At 48.9% G+C, this 15,163-nt stretch carries 11 protein-coding genes; all 11 read left to right on the top strand.

From position 1 onward, the window contains the following. The first annotated feature begins 17 nt into the window (after positions 1-17). Positions 18-968, top strand: coding sequence for a 16S rRNA (cytosine(1402)-N(4))-methyltransferase RsmH (gene rsmH / locus E6W40_RS16825; RefSeq protein ID WP_136606507.1), 951 nt, complete (start codon positions 18-20; stop codon positions 966-968). Positions 969-1,032: 64 nt separating this feature from the next. Beyond that, entirely contained in the window at positions 1,033-1,461 is a 429-nt protein-coding gene (locus E6W40_RS16820) for an FtsB/FtsL family cell division protein (protein WP_136606506.1), read from the top strand. A 19-nt stretch (positions 1,462-1,480) separates the two neighbouring features. Then, positions 1,481-3,775: a penicillin-binding transpeptidase domain-containing protein gene (locus E6W40_RS16815; RefSeq protein ID WP_136606505.1), complete on the top strand. Its 2,295-nt coding sequence runs from the start codon at positions 1,481-1,483 to the stop codon at positions 3,773-3,775. An 85-nt stretch (positions 3,776-3,860) separates the two neighbouring features. Then, entirely contained in the window at positions 3,861-5,804 is a 1,944-nt protein-coding gene (locus E6W40_RS16810; protein WP_136606504.1) for a stage V sporulation protein D, read from the top strand. A gap of 65 nt (positions 5,805-5,869) precedes the next feature. After that, a complete protein-coding gene (locus tag E6W40_RS16805; protein ID WP_136606503.1) occupies positions 5,870-7,357 on the top strand; it encodes a UDP-N-acetylmuramoyl-L-alanyl-D-glutamate--2,6-diaminopimelate ligase in 1,488 nt (495 codons plus the stop codon). Then, positions 7,354-8,760 (top strand): UDP-N-acetylmuramoyl-tripeptide--D-alanyl-D-alanine ligase, encoded by a 1,407-nt coding sequence (locus tag E6W40_RS16800; protein ID WP_136606502.1) that lies wholly within the window; start codon positions 7,354-7,356, stop codon positions 8,758-8,760. The genes E6W40_RS16805 and E6W40_RS16800 overlap by 4 nt, the downstream gene beginning before the upstream one ends. A gap of 21 nt (positions 8,761-8,781) precedes the next feature. Beyond that, on the top strand, positions 8,782-9,747 hold the full coding sequence (mraY, locus tag E6W40_RS16795) for a phospho-N-acetylmuramoyl-pentapeptide-transferase (protein WP_136606501.1): 966 nt from the start codon (positions 8,782-8,784) through the stop codon (positions 9,745-9,747). A 3-nt stretch (positions 9,748-9,750) separates the two neighbouring features. After that, complete coding sequence (gene murD, locus E6W40_RS16790) at positions 9,751-11,172, top strand: UDP-N-acetylmuramoyl-L-alanine--D-glutamate ligase (protein ID WP_136606500.1); 1,422 nt, start codon at positions 9,751-9,753, stop codon at positions 11,170-11,172. Positions 11,173-11,221: 49 nt separating this feature from the next. Continuing rightward, a complete protein-coding gene (spoVE, locus tag E6W40_RS16785) occupies positions 11,222-12,319 on the top strand; it encodes a stage V sporulation protein E (RefSeq protein WP_136606499.1) in 1,098 nt (365 codons plus the stop codon). A gap of 5 nt (positions 12,320-12,324) precedes the next feature. Beyond that, positions 12,325-13,434, top strand: coding sequence for an undecaprenyldiphospho-muramoylpentapeptide beta-N-acetylglucosaminyltransferase (gene murG, locus E6W40_RS16780; protein WP_136606498.1), 1,110 nt, complete (start codon positions 12,325-12,327; stop codon positions 13,432-13,434). Between the two features lie 393 nt (positions 13,435-13,827). Further along, a complete protein-coding gene (gene murA, locus E6W40_RS16775; protein WP_136606497.1) occupies positions 13,828-15,111 on the top strand; it encodes a UDP-N-acetylglucosamine 1-carboxyvinyltransferase in 1,284 nt (427 codons plus the stop codon). The last annotated feature ends 52 nt before the right edge of the window (positions 15,112-15,163 follow it).

Below are 15,163 nucleotides of genomic sequence, written 5' to 3'. Positions count from 1 at the left end.
TCTAGGAGGGCTGCAGCTTGTTTCATCACATCACGGTGCTTAAAGAAGAAGCCACAGAAGGGCTGCACATCAAACGAGACGGCATTTATGTCGACTGTACGCTTGGCGGGGCGGGGCATAGTTCCCTGATCGCTTCAAAGCTTGGAGAATATGGCAGACTCATTGCGCTGGATCAGGATGATTGGGCGCTGAATAATGCAAAGGAAAGACTTGCTCCTTTTGCGGACAAGGTTTCCTTGGTCAAAACGAATTTTCGTCAACTGGAAGATACATTAAAAGAACTTGCTGTTCCTATGAAAGACGGTATCCCGCAGGTTGATGGGATATTGTTTGATCTTGGCGTTTCGTCACCACAGTTTGATGAAGGGGAACGCGGATTCAGCTACAACCATGATGCACCGCTGGATATGCGCATGGACCAATCCTCTGAATTAACGGCATGGCATATTATTAACGAATGGCCGGAAAAGGAGATTGCGCGCGTGCTTTTCCAATATGGGGAAGAGAAATTCTCCCGGCGCATTGCCAAGTTCATTATCGAACACCGGGAGCAGGGACCTATTCAAACCACAGGTCAGCTGGTCGATATTATTAAAGAAGGTATACCTGCGGCGGCACGCAGAACCGGGGGGCATCCCGCGAAGCGGAGCTTTCAGGCATTGCGCATAGCGGTGAATGATGAACTTGGCGCTTTTGAAGAGGCACTTCATCAGGCGGTTCGCTGCCTTGCACCGGGAGGAAGAGTATCGGTCATTACTTTCCATTCACTCGAGGACCGGATCTGTAAACATATTTTCAACAGCTATGTTGGAAGATGCACTTGTCCTCCTGACTTCCCGATGTGCGTTTGCAATGGGAAAGGCGAGCTCAAGCTGGTGAACCGGAAACCGATTATTGCAAGCGAAGAGGAATTGGAACTAAACTCACGCGCACGTTCAGCGAAGCTGAGAGTCGCGGAGAAACTATAACATATACTTAAAATATCAAATCTATGCTTGCAAAGCGTAAGACTATGATGAAGGGGAAGAAAACATGGCCTACACCCGTGGTAACTTGGCAGTAAAAGAACAACAAAAGCCTGCAAAGCGCACATATCCCGGCTACCGGGAGAAGACGATGGTGGTTACCCGCCGTACATATCTTCCAATCAAAGAGAAGCTGTTGTATTTGCTTACTATTGTGGTATGTGTCATGGTGGCGAGCCTGATCATCTGGCAGAACGCTAACATTTATGGACTGAACAAGGAATACCAGAAGACGGAAAGAATGATTAAAACTTCAAAGTCTGAAATCAGTCAACTGACACTTCAGAAGCAGCAGCTTGAAGTAGGCATCCGTGATAAGGCGATACAGATGGGCTATATTGAACCAACGGGTCAGCAGGTTATCAATGTTGAGCGCTCAAAAATATCTTCAAAAACGGATGAAACAACCGCCGAGTCGGAAACTGCAAAAAAATAGAGCTTGTGAGGGTTGGAAAATGATAAAAAGAATAAAACTTCGCACAGTGCTACTAGGAGGATTCATCACCCTCCTTTTTGTTGTTTTGCTTATCAGAATGTTTGCCCTGCAAGTTGTCCAGGGAGATTCCTGGCATGAAAAAGGTGTAGCCAAGTGGGTCAAAGAATCGGATATTCCGGCAGAACGGGGAACGATATCCGACCGAAATGGAGATCCGCTTGCTATTAATGCTCCAGCATACACCGTGGTCGTCAATCCGAGTGTCATTCATACGAACGGTACAGAGGACATGGTAGTCGAAGGTCTTAACAAAATTCTGGGTAAAGATGTCGATAAGCTCAAGGCACTTGTCAACAAGAAGGACGCTAAAGGTGAATACCTCAAGAACGTCGAAGTCCGCAACGAAGGCTGGAAGATCGATGAAACCAAAAAGGCGCAAATTGACAAGCTTAACGATCAATTAAAAGAGCAGTTCAAGGATAAGAAGAAGATTCAAGAGACAGGCCTGGCCACGTTGAAAGAATCGAAACGATATTATCCGAAGGGAACCCTGGCTTCTCATGTGCTGGGGTATACAGATCGTGAAGGCAAAGCGGTCGCCGGGCTTGAGATATATCTGAATGATAAATTGGAAGGTACCAAAGGGCATTTAAGATATGAATCAGATACGTCAGGAGACAAGCTGCCCAATTCAAATGATATCTATGAGCCGGCTGTCAATGGTACGAATTACAAGCTGACGATCGATGATCAAATCCAGTATTATATCGAAGACGCCATGAAAGAAGCATATGATAAATATAAGCCAATCAGTATGACCGTCATCGCAGCGGATCCCAAAACGATGGATATTCTGGGCATGGCTAATTTGCCTACATTCGATCCGAATAAATATTGGGAGACGACGGACTTCAATGATTTTATGAATCATGCGGTCAAATCGGTCTATGAACCTGGTTCTACATTTAAAATCGTAACTTTGGCTGCAGCCGTTCAAGAAAAGCTGTTCGATCCTAATGCGAAATATCTATCGGGTCAAATCCAGGTCAAAGGAACAAAAACGGTGCTACATGATATTAAGAGAGCGGGATGGGGGAAGATTACCTATCTTGAGGGTGTCAAGAGATCCAGTAACGTGGCTTTTGTTAAACTGGGGTCAGAGTTATTGGGGAAAGAACGCCTGCTCCAATATATTACTAATTTCGGGTTTGGGAAAAAAACCGGAATTGATTTGCCTGGTGAAACATCCTGGGCCGTAAATCTTCCGGGTCCCGTGGAGGTTGCAACAGCATCTTATGGACACGGCGTCAACGTGACACCAATCCAACAGCTGGCAGCCGTATCTGCGATTGCTAACGGAGGCAAGCTTATGAAGCCTCAAATCATCAAGGAATGGACTGATCCTAATACAGGTGTAACGGAGGTTACTAAACCTGATACGGTCAAACAGGTTATTTCTCCCGAGGCAGCCAAAGAAACCGGTGAATATCTGGAGCAGGTCGTTGCTGACCAGGATATTGGCACAGGACGTCATGCTTTTATTGATGGCTACCGCGTAGCAGGTAAAACCGGTACGGCAGTAAAAAACATTAACGGACAGTATGACTACTCCAAATCAGTCGTTTCTTTTATCGGCTACGCGCCGGTGAATGATCCGAAGATAGCTGTTATCGTCATTATGGACCAGCCTGATAGTGCAACGGTTGGCGGCGGTACCGCAACTGCGCCAGTCTTCAAGAAGATTGTGTCCCAATCCCTTCAATATATGGGAGTGCCAAAGACGACAACTACAACCAAACCGGAAACCGATGTTAAAAAAAATGATGCGATCAAAACACAAAATCGTCCGCCTGCACCGGATTTGGTCAATAAAAACGTAAAAGAAGCTGAAAAACAACTGCTTAAATCCGGCATCGCTTTTGATACATTAGGAAAGGGTACTTCGATCATGAAGCAATTTCCGGCCAAAGGGACTCCGATGAGCCCCGGACAGCACATATACCTTCTGACTGAAACAGACAAAACAATGGAGGTTCCGGATCTGACGGGTGAATCGCTGCGGGATGCGCTGGATGTTCTGACTCTGATGAAAGTATCCGTGAATGTCAGCGGTGAAGGTTACGTATCAAGCCAGAAGGTAACCAATCAGGCTGGCAAGCGTGTGGTTCAACTGTCCTTGAGATCTTCGGATGATCCTGGTACTGGTGAGGATGCATCGACAGATACAGCCGGAGGCGATAAGGGGAGCGGCCATTCTGCTGAAACGGGCCAATCCTCGTCCGGCAAAACCGATGGCGCGAAAAACGACCAATAAACAGCTTGTTCTAACCCCTGTTTGTCCCGAATACCATGATAGGAATAACGGTCATGATAATTAGGATAAGCAGGGAGGAATAAAAGTGAAGGTTTCGAACGTGACGCGAAGACGCAGACTCCTGGTGAGCTTGATGGTCCTTTGCTTGCTATTTGTTGCTATAATAGTAAGACTTGCGTATGTTCAATTGGGCAAGGGACCTGAGTTGTCTGCCAAAGCGGAAGAGAACTGGCGGAGAGAGATTCCATCTACGGCCAAACGAGGAGAAATCCAGGACCGTAACGGAGTCTCGCTCGCTTACAATATCAGTTCTCCGACTATTATGGCGGTTCCCGTTCAGGTCAAGGATCCCGATAAGACGGCGAAGCTGCTGGCACCACTGCTTGGGATGACCGAGGAGAAGATCAAGAGCACGATTACAAAAAGGCAATCAAGTGTGAAACTTCAACCCGGCGGACGCAAAATTACGATGGAGCTTGCTCAGAAAATTCGTGATTTAAATCTGCCGGGTATCGTTGTTGCAGAGGACAATAAGAGGTATTATCCTTATGGGGACCTTGCAAGCCATATTCTTGGTTTTACCGGCATAGACAATCAGGGATTGACTGGCATAGAGCAGAAGTATGACAGCAGGCTTGAGGGCCTGAATGGAAGCATCTCCTATTTATCAGATGCAGGCGGACGGCATATGCCGGGCTCATCAGAAAAATATGATGCGCCCAAGGACGGTCTTAATCTGCAGCTTACCATTGATAAATCCATACAATCAATTATGGAACGTGAGCTTGATCAGGCTATGGTTCAGTATCAGGCCAGAGGCGCCTGGTCTATTGCTATGAACCCGAAGACCGGGGAGATTTATGGGATGGCAAGTAGACCCGGGTACGAACCGGGCAATTATAAGGAATATGCTGCAGAGGTGTATAATCGTAATCTGCCGATCTGGATGACGTACGAGCCGGGATCCACTTTTAAAATCATTACTCTCGCAGCAGCGCTTCAGGAAAAGAAGGTGGATCTGAAAAACGAGCAGTTTTTTGATCCTGGGTACATTAAAATTGGCGGGGCAACATTGAAATGCTGGAAACGGGGCGGACATGGCAGCGAAACCTTTATGCAGGTTGTGGAAAATTCCTGCAACCCAGGTTTTGTGACGCTTGGCAACCGATTGGGCAAGGATACGCTGTTTCAATATATCCGCAATTTCGGCTTCGGTTCGAAGACAGGAATTGATTTGAACGGGGAAGAGAACGGAATCCTGTTTAAGCTTTCTAAAGTGGGACCTGTGGAACTGGCTACCACGGCTTTTGGACAGGGGGTTTCAGTTACGCCGATTCAACAGGTGGCTGCCGTATCGGCGGCTATTAACGGCGGTAAGCTGTATAAACCCTATGTGGCTAAAGCCTGGGTGAATCCGGAGACCGGAGAGACAGTCAGTGAGACGAAGCCGCAGATGGTCAGACAAGTTATTTCTGAAGAGACATCGAAACAGGTACGTGAAGCACTGGAAAACGTCGTTGCCAAAGGCACCGGGCGGCCGGCGTTTATTGACGGCTACCGGGTTGGCGGTAAGACAGGTACTGCTCAGATTGTTGTAAATGGACGGTATTCCGCAACGGAGCATATCGTATCCTTTATTGCCTTCGCGCCGGCTGATGATCCTCAAATTGTGGTTTACACCGCTGTTGATAATCCGGCAGGCATTCAGTTTGGGGGCGTGGTGGCTGCACCTATCGTACAGAATATTTTGAAGGATTCCCTTCAGGTTCTGAAAGTTCCTGAACGCAAGGATCAAGTGCCGAAGGTGTATAAATACGGCGACACGCCGATTGTTACCGTTCCTGACCTGGTCGGGGCTACCGTACAGGATTTATACGAAGATTTGAATATGAACTTCGTGTTGGCTAAGTCAGGCACCGGCAACACGGTGGTCAGTCAGGCTCCGAAGCCCGGAAGCCGAGTAGACCGCGGATCTACCATCCGCATTTATATGGGGGAAGATCCTGAATTGAAAGAGCAACAAAATTAAGCTCCCGATGGAGACTTAATCATCGCAGCAGTGGACGATAATAGAATTAGAGCGAGGGATATGTTATGAAACTGAACGAACTGGCTTCAACACTAACAATTGCACAAATCACAGGGAGCGGGGATATCACCATTACCGGTCTTCAGACCGACTCGCGCAAGGTTGCTCCGGGCGATCTGTTTATCTGTTTGCCGGGGCATACGGTAGACGGCCATGACTATGCTGATCAGGCAGCTGAGCAAGGTGCCGCTGCGCTGGTCGTGGAGCATCAGCTTGATATTGATCTCCCACAGGTCATCGTCAAAGACAGCCGTTATGCGATGGCAGTCATAGCGGATGCATTTTTCGGTTCTCCAAGCTCACACATGAAAATGATTGGAGTGACGGGAACTAACGGCAAGACCACAACCACGTACCTGATCGAGAAAATGATGAATGACCATAGTGTGAATACGGGATTGATCGGAACTATTCAAATGCGCTATGGAGGCCGGACTTTTCCGATGTCTGGAACCACACCGGAAGCTCTGGAGCTGCAGCGTTCCCTGGATGATATGTCTGCGAACGGTGTGAAGTGCTGCGTCATGGAAGTATCATCTCATGCGCTCGAACAGGGACGCGTCAAGGGCACCGATTTCCGTACAGCAATCTTTACAAACCTAACACAGGATCACCTGGACTATCACAAGACGATGGAAGATTACAGAGAGGCTAAGGGGCTTTTCTTCTCGCGTCTCGGAAACAAGTTCACCCATCAAAAGAATCAGCGGAAATACGCCGTTCTGAATGCTGATGATGCAGCATCGCAGTATTTTGCCAAGGTCACCGCTGCAGAGGTTATTACATACGGCTTGGATGAAAAAGCGGATGTTCGTGCATCGGAAATTTCAATTACAGCGCAGGGCACTCATTTTCACGTGGATTCCTTCCAGGGCAGCTGCGATGTTCAGCTAAGAATGGTAGGTAAATTCAATGTGTACAACGCACTTGCCGCGATTACTGCCGGTTTGCTGGAAGGCCTTGAGCTGGATAGCATTAAACGGAGCCTGGAATCGGTTCCGGGCGTTGACGGACGCGTCGAATCCGTGGACGAGGGCCAGCCTTTTGCGGTCATCGTCGATTATGCACATACACCGGATGGTTTGGAAAATGTATTGAAAACCGTCAATGAGTTTGCCAAGGGCCGCGTCATTACTGTGTTCGGCTGCGGCGGCGACCGCGATCGCACCAAACGCCCGATTATGGGTAAGATTGCGGCGAAATACAGTGACGTTGTTATGGTTACTTCAGATAATCCACGCACGGAAGATCCTGACCTGATTCTGAAGGATATTGAGGCTGGACTTCATGAGGATTCCGTGCCGCAGGATAAGTACCAGCTCATCGTGGACCGGCGGAAGGCTATACAAAAGGCTATTGAAATGGCAAGCCCGGACGATGTAGTATTGATTGCGGGGAAAGGTCATGAGACCTATCAGGATATCATGCATGTAAAACATGATTTTGACGATCGTGTCGTGGCCAAAGAATCGATAAGGGGTATGAACAAGTGATTACAAAGAAACTTGGCGAGGTAGCGGTCATGTGTGGAGGAAGCCTTACACATGACCATGATTGTGATATACAGATGGAGGGTGTCTTTACGGATTCCCGTAAGCTTGTCAGCGGCAGACTCTTTGTTCCGCTCGTGGGGGAGAATTTCGATGGTCATGCCTTTGCTGCGGCAGCGCTTGAAGGCGGTGCATGTGGTGTTCTCTGGCAGCGTGACCGCGGACTTCCGCCTGAAGGTCCTGTGATTGTTGTGGAGGATACGCTTACCGCGCTGCAGGCATTGGCTAAGGCTTATCTGGCCGATGTCGGCTGCCGCGTCGTCGGCATTACTGGCAGCAATGGCAAAACCACAACAAAAGATATGGTCTATGCACTGTTGGAGACTTCCTTTAAGGTTCATAAGACCGGGGGAAACTTCAATAATCATATCGGACTTCCGCTGACCATTCTGGAAATGCCGGCGGATACGGAAATTGTTGTGCTGGAGATGGGAATGAGCGGACGACATGAAATTGAGAGCTTGTCCGCCATTGCAAGTCCCGAGGTGGCCGTCATCACGAATATTGGTGAAGCCCATCTGCTGCAGCTCGGATCCAGACATGAGATTGCCCGCGCCAAGCTGGAAATTATCAGCGGCATGAAGCCGGGTGGTCTTTTGGTATACCACGGAGATGAACCGCTGATTCCACTCGTGCTCAGCGAGCCGGAGACCGTTAAGCCTGAAGGTCTTACAACGTTTACCTTCGGCATGGATCAGGATAAGAATGATGACTTTCCGACAGGCATGATGTTCCACAGCAAAGGAATTATTTTCACCTCCCATCTACACCCGGAAGAAGGACTCGAGCTTCCGCTGCTGGGACAGCATAATGTTATTAATTGTCTGGCCGCTCTTGCAGTTGCCAACTATTTCGGGGTCAGTGGAGACAAGATCCGCGAAGGGATTTCCGGCCTGCAGTTAACAGGGATGCGTATTGAACAGATTACGGCTCCCAGCGGACTCACGCTGCTCAACGATGCCTATAATGCCAGTCCATTATCCATGAAAGCGGCGATCGATGCACTGGACAGCCTGAAAGGCTACCACCGTAAAATCGCTGTGCTCGGGGACATGCTCGAGCTTGGGCCTAAACAGCTCGAATTTCATGCTGAGGTCGGAGAGTACGCGGTAGAAGATAAAGTGGATATGCTATATACTTACGGGCCTTTATCTGAAGAGGCTGCGAAAGCCGCTCAGCTCAAGCGTTCTGACGTGCCGGTATATCATTTTACCGATAAAAAAGAGCTTGCTTCCCACTTAATAGGGCAGCTGCACCCGAAGGATATTGTACTTATTAAAGCGTCTCGTGGTATGAAAATGGAAGAAATAGTGGATGCTCTTGTCAAGGAAGACTTGCATAATTAAACATACGGAGGGGGTGAATCCATGGATTATCAATTACTACTACTAACAATAGGTGTTTCTTTTATTTTGGCTGTCATTGCGGCTCCGCTGCTCATCCCGCTTTTGAGGCGTATGAAATTTGGACAGCAGGTGCGTGATGACGGTCCGCAAAGCCATTTGAAAAAAGCCGGTACGCCCACGATGGGCGGCGTGGTGATTATTTTGGCCTTTACATTGTCATTTTTGAAATTTTCCGTCATTAATACAGATTTCTATGTGTTGCTTGTGGCCACACTCGGCTTTGGTCTGATCGGATTTCTTGATGATTATATCAAAATCGTATTTAAACGCTCACTTGGGCTGACTGCCCGTCAGAAGCTTTTTGGACAGCTGCTATTTTCCGCGATCATGTGTATACTGATGATTCAAAATGGTCATGACACTGCTATTCACGTTCCCGGAACTTCCTGGTCGTTTGATTGGGGCGGTTGGTTCTATTATCCGTTCATCGTTATCATGATGCTGGCGATCAGCAACGCGGTTAACTTTACGGACGGTCTTGACGGACTGCTCTCGGGAGTCAGTGCTATTGCATTTGCGGCTTTTGCGCTTGTAGCTATGCAGGCGACATCACTTTCAGCAGCTGTATGCGCCGCAGCTATGATCGGAGCCGTACTGGGCTTCCTGGTGTTTAACGCGCATCCCGCCAAAGTATTCATGGGCGATACGGGTTCACTTGGCATCGGCGGAGCCATCGGTGCTATCGCGATTGTGACCAAAAGTGAACTGCTCTTTATTATTATCGGTGGCGTTTTTGTTGTCGAAATGCTATCCGTAGTACTTCAGGTTGCATCATTCAAAACAAGAGGCAAACGCATATTTAAAATGAGTCCGATTCACCACCACTTTGAATTGTCCGGCTGGTCCGAATGGCGTGTTGTTATGACGTTCTGGGCTGTAGGCATTATTCTTGCAGGTATTGGACTTTACTTGAACAAGGGGTTGTAGAAGATGAAGCATCCAGAGTCTTACAGGGATCAGGAAGTCATCGTACTGGGATTGGCCAAAAGCGGTGTACAAGTCGCCAAGGTTCTGCACAGTTATGGTGCGGTTGTAACGGTTAATGATCAAAAAGACAGAGATCAATGCCCCGAAGCCGGGGAACTGGAGTCATTAGGAATTTCCGTCATTTGCGGCGGTCATCCGGATAATCTGGTTCATCCCGGTATTTCTCTGCTTGTCAAAAATCCGGGTATTCCATACAGGGTTCAGCCAATACAAAAAGCGCTGGAGCTTGGAATTGAAGTTGTGACTGAAGTAGAGGTCGCATATCATATCTGCAATGCTCCGATTATCGGGATTACCGGTTCCAACGGCAAGACGACGACGACAACCTGGGTTGGTCAAATGCTGGAAGAGGTCGGAATGCGTCCGATTGTGGCCGGGAATATCGGAACACCGCTATGTGAAGCAGCCCAAAATGCGGATTCAAGCAATTGGATGGTCACAGAACTGAGCAGCTTTCAGTTAAAAGGCACGGAGGAATTCAGACCGCGTGTCGGATGCTTGCTGAATTTGGCAGAAACGCATCTGGATTATCATGGAGGCATGGAAGACTATGTTTCCTCCAAAGCAAAAATATTTGCAAATATGGGAGAAGGAGATACCGCAGTCCTCAATTGGGATGATTCATACTGCCGTGAGCTTGTTCCCTACATCAAGGCGAAGCTGCTGCCCTTCTCTACCAATGAAGAATTGGTGGAAGGTGTTTATGTCAGTCCGCCTTTCATTCCTGATGTAGAGGATTCATTATCACGGAAAATCGTATACCGTGATGAGCATGGCCAAATTACGGATATCATCCCCGTGGAGGAAGTCGGTATTCCAGGTCGCTTTAACATCGCAAATGCGGCTGCCGCCTGCGCCATATCCATTGCGGCCGGCGCGCCTGCCGATCGTTTGAGCGGCCCTTTGTCCTCCTTCCGCGGTGTTGAACACCGATTGGAATATGTGATGAATCTTCATGGAGTCGCTTTTTATAATAATTCCAAAGCCACGAATTCCAAAGCGACAACCATGGCGTTGACTTCCTTTCATGAGCCGATTGTATTGATTGCCGGCGGATTGGACCGTGGATCCGATTATATGGAGCTGATGGCGGTACTGTCCGAGCGAGTCAAAGCGATTGTCGTTTTTGGCCAAACAGCGCAAAAAATTGCCAAAGTAGCGGAAATCGCGGGATTAAAGCATATTGTCGTCGTCGATAATGAGGAGGACGCCGCCAATACGCTCCGGTCAGCCGTAAAAGAAGCCGCAGCTGCTGCAGAGGCTGGGGATATCGTGCTTTTATCTCCTGCTTGTGCCAGCTGGGACATGTTTACTTCATATGAAGAGCGTGGACGCATTTTTAAAGAGGCGGTGCATAATCTTTAAGTAGGGGGGTGGATAAGCCCCTACTTTCTCTGCAAAAGGTGGCCTCTTCATGAACAAGACACGCCCGGCGCCGGATTTGTGGCTTTTTCTCTGTATTTTGGGTCTGCTCACAATCGGCATGATCATGGTATACAGCGCAGGCTCGGTACTGGCCTTTCACAATTATGGTGACTCTTTCTATTTCGTTAAACGCCAGATGCTATTTGCTGTATTGGGACTTGTGGCTATGTTTTTTACAGCAAGCTTGGATTTTCGCGTGTGGAAAAAGTATGCTAAGGTAGGACTGATCGTGTGCTTCGTGCTTCTGGTTATCGTGTTGATACCCGGAATCGGTAACGTACGCGGAGGTGCCCGAAGCTGGCTTGGTATCAGTTCCTTTGGCATTCAGCCTTCCGAGTTTATGAAGCTGGGCATGATTCTGTTTCTCTCCAAATGGCTGAGCAGCGAGGAATGGGATGTCACCAAATTCGGCAAAGGTCTTTTGCCGCCGCTAGGACTGATTGGCCTGGCCTTCGGTTTGATCATGCTTCAGCCAGATTTGGGTACAGGCACTGTCATGCTTGGAGCGGCCATGATGATTATTTTTACGGCTGGTGCACGTCTGAGACATTTGGGTATGCTTGGGCTTGCCGGAGCCGCCGGATTTGTCGGACTCATTATTGCGGCACCTTACCGTCTTCAGCGGATAACCGCGTTTCTTGATCCATGGTCTGACCCGCTTGGTGCAGGTTATCAAATTATACAATCTCTATATGCTATCGGCCCTGGGGGGCTTGGTGGTCTGGGACTCGGAATGAGCCGTCAAAAGTACAGCTATGTTCCGGAGCCGCAGACGGACTTTATCTTTTCTATTTTGGCCGAAGAGCTGGGTTTCATTGGCGGGCTGATTGTACTGCTGCTGTTTTTGATCCTGGTCTGGCGGGGCATGCGCGTTGCGATGACGATTCCTGACCGTTTTGGCAGTTTGCTTGCGGTAGGCATTGTCGGCATGGTCGCTGTTCAGGTTGTCATTAATATCGGTGTTGTTATCGGACTCATGCCGGTAACGGGCATTACCCTACCGCTGATCAGCTATGGCGGTTCGTCGCTTACGCTGATGCTGACCGCTCTGGGCATTTTACTTAATCTATCACGATATGCGAGGTGATCAGCATGCGCATCGTTCTATCAGGCGGCGGCACCGGGGGACATATTTATCCGGCTGTCGCTGTTGCGAGGCAGTGTGAGGAAGAAGATCCTGATTCTACTTTTTTATATATTGGCGGAACAAGAGGCTTGGAGAGCAAGCTGGTACCACAGGAGCAGATTCCTTTTCAATCCATTGACATTACCGGATTTCGCCGCAAGCTGTCCACGGACAACATCAAGACGGTTATCCGTTTTTTAAAAGGCGTTAAAACATCCAAGAAGATGCTGGCTGAATTTAAGCCGGATGTTGTCATCGGTACGGGTGGTTATGTTTGTGGTCCTGTCGTATATGCTGCGGCCAAGCTTGGCATTCCATGCATTATTCATGAACAGAATGCGATACCGGGCTTGACCAACAAGTTCCTTAGCAGATATGTCAGCACGGTCGCGGTCAGCTTTGAAGGGTCAGAGCGTTCTTTCCCCAAAGCGAAGCGTGTTATTTATACAGGCAATCCGCGAGCTACTACCGTGCAGTCCGCCAACCGTGAACGCGGTTTTGCGACGCTGGGCATCCCGATGAACAGTTCGGTTGTTCTCGTTGTCGGCGGCAGCCGCGGGGCGAAGGCCATCAATGATGCAATGATCGATATGGCGCCCCAGCTGGAGCAGCTGAAGCATATTCATTTTGTATATGTAACAGGCGAGAATTACTTCGAAAAGACGCGGGAAGAGATCCGCAGCAGGCTTGGCAGCATGCCTAACCATTTGCATGTCCTTCCTTATGTGCATAATATGCCAGAAGTGCTGGCAGCGACATCACTGATCGTCAACCGGGCGGGAGCATCCTTCCTGGCTGAAATTACATCACTGGGTATTCCGTCCATTCTCATTCCGTCTCCGAATGTCACGAATAACCATCAAGAGGCTAATGCGAGACAGCTGGAGAAGGCGGGAGCCGCCAAAGTCATTCTGGAAAAGGATTTATCGGGAAAACGCCTCTATCAGTCTATCGGGGAGATTATGGGTGATATCCGAGTACAGCAGGGAATGTCCGAGCAGTCCCGAAGTCTTGGAAAGCCAGACTCCGCCAATCTGATCGTTGAAGAAATGCGCCGCCTTACGGCAGGCCGCTGAAAGGGCTGGGCGATTGTCACACACCGGGTACGCAGTACATAAGATACTCTATGATCGTGACAATCACCATGGAATGCCGGCCCCTAGGATTGGACTTTAAGCCCATCTAAAGCTTTAGCGGATGTCATTTATGTTTGGATGGTAGACAACGGTTGGATAGCCGAGCCGCTTGCCGCAAAAAGCTGTATCCATGCATGCCGGAGCCCACGGGTCTGATGTGTCACGCAAAATAAGTCCGCTGAGATTGTACTGGATTCACACCGGTCAAACGACAGCAGAGGACGTTCTCACTCCAATGTATTCTGCTTCAGAGCCAATAAAGCTCTGAACGGGTATCACAGCTGATGCCTGAATCGAATGCGGCGGTTGAGGGGTAAACTCGGAGGTGATACATTGGACAAATTGGTGATTGAGGGTGGTAAATCCCTGTCAGGAACCATACGTATCCATGGAGCAAAAAATGCAGCATTGCCTATTCTGGCAGCGAGCTTGCTGGCCGCAGGCAAGGTTCAGCTGAGCAATGTCCCCCGTCTTCTGGATATTGAAGTGATGCTGGACATCCTGGATCGGATCGGCTGCACGACTTTGCATGATCAGGAGACGGTTGTTGTGGATACGTCGTCCGCCAATTCGTTTCATGTACCGGAAGACTTAATGAAGCAAATGCGTTCCTCTATTTTTCTAATGGGACCTTTGCTTGCGAGGTTTGGAGAGGTTGCTGTCTATCAGCCCGGGGGCTGCGCCATAGGCGAACGCAAAATCGACCTTCATCTCCGGGGACTAAAAGCGCTTGGCGCTGAAATTGAGGAGCTCGACCAGCAAATTATTTGCAGGGCCGAGAAACTGAAGGGGACCGATATCCATCTTGATTTTCCGAGTGTGGGAGCAACCGAGAACATTATGATGGCGGCTGCCACGGCTGAAGGTACAACGACAATAACCAATGCGGCACGTGAGCCGGAGATTCAGGATTTGCAAAATTTTCTGAATGCCATGGGGGCAAGCATCATCGGGGCGGGAACGGATACGATCACAATCCAGGGCGTAAGCCAGCTGTCACCGTGTTCGTACAGCATTATTCCTGACCGGATTGTGGCCGGAACTGTAATGATTGCGGCTGCAGCAACCCGGGGGAATGTTACGCTGACTCACTGCAATCCGGCGCATTTATCATCCTTGATCCACGTCCTCAAGCGGGCCGGTGTTCAAATCAGTATTTGCAATGATATAATGAATGTAAGCTGCATGAGCAGACCGAAAGCTGTCGAGCGTATTGTCACGTCGCCTTACCCGTCGTTTCCCACCGATTTGCAGTCCCAGGTCATGGTGCTGCTGTCCTTGGCTGATGGTTTCAGTGTGATGAAAGAGACTGTTTTTGAAGGACGCTTTAAGCATGTGGATGAACTGACAAGAATGGGTGCGGATATATCTATTGATCTAAGCTGTGCATTCATCCGCGGCGTGCAGCGCCTGTATGGTGCTACAGTAGAAGCGACGGATCTTAGGGCAGGTGCAGCTCTGGTTATCGCCGGACTCGCCGCCCAGGGAAAGACTATTGTTGAACAAGTGCATCATATTGACAGAGGTTATGAACATATTGAACAGCTCTTTCAAAAACTAGGGGCTGAGATTCACCGGTTTTCACCGGTGCCCAAATCATTAGATTTAGCTAATTAACACCAAGCTTATCCCCTCTGATCAGAGGGGATAAGAGGTATTTTGTGGAGAG

It is taken from the genome of Paenibacillus dokdonensis (genome assembly GCF_004916975.1).
GTDB classification, from domain to species: Bacteria; Bacillota; Bacilli; order Paenibacillales; family Paenibacillaceae; genus Paenibacillus_AQ; species Paenibacillus_AQ dokdonensis.
This window is presented reverse-complemented; position numbering and strand designations above follow the sequence as displayed.

Bases quoted from the DNA above. Each gene is read 5' to 3' on its own strand.
- E6W40_RS16820 (WP_136606506.1), top strand. From the start codon at position 1,033: ATGGCCTACACCCGTGGTAACTTGGCAGTAAAAGAACAACAAAAGCCT.
- E6W40_RS16815 (WP_136606505.1), top strand. From the start codon at position 1,481: ATGATAAAAAGAATAAAACTTCGCACAGTGCTACTAGGAGGATTCATC.
- E6W40_RS16805 (WP_136606503.1), top strand. From the start codon at position 5,870: ATGAAACTGAACGAACTGGCTTCAACACTAACAATTGCACAAATCACA.
- mraY (WP_136606501.1), top strand. From the start codon at position 8,782: ATGGATTATCAATTACTACTACTAACAATAGGTGTTTCTTTTATTTTG.
- murD (WP_136606500.1), top strand. From the start codon at position 9,751: ATGAAGCATCCAGAGTCTTACAGGGATCAGGAAGTCATCGTACTGGGA.
- spoVE (WP_136606499.1), top strand. From the start codon at position 11,222: ATGAACAAGACACGCCCGGCGCCGGATTTGTGGCTTTTTCTCTGTATT.
- murG (WP_136606498.1), top strand. From the start codon at position 12,325: ATGCGCATCGTTCTATCAGGCGGCGGCACCGGGGGACATATTTATCCG.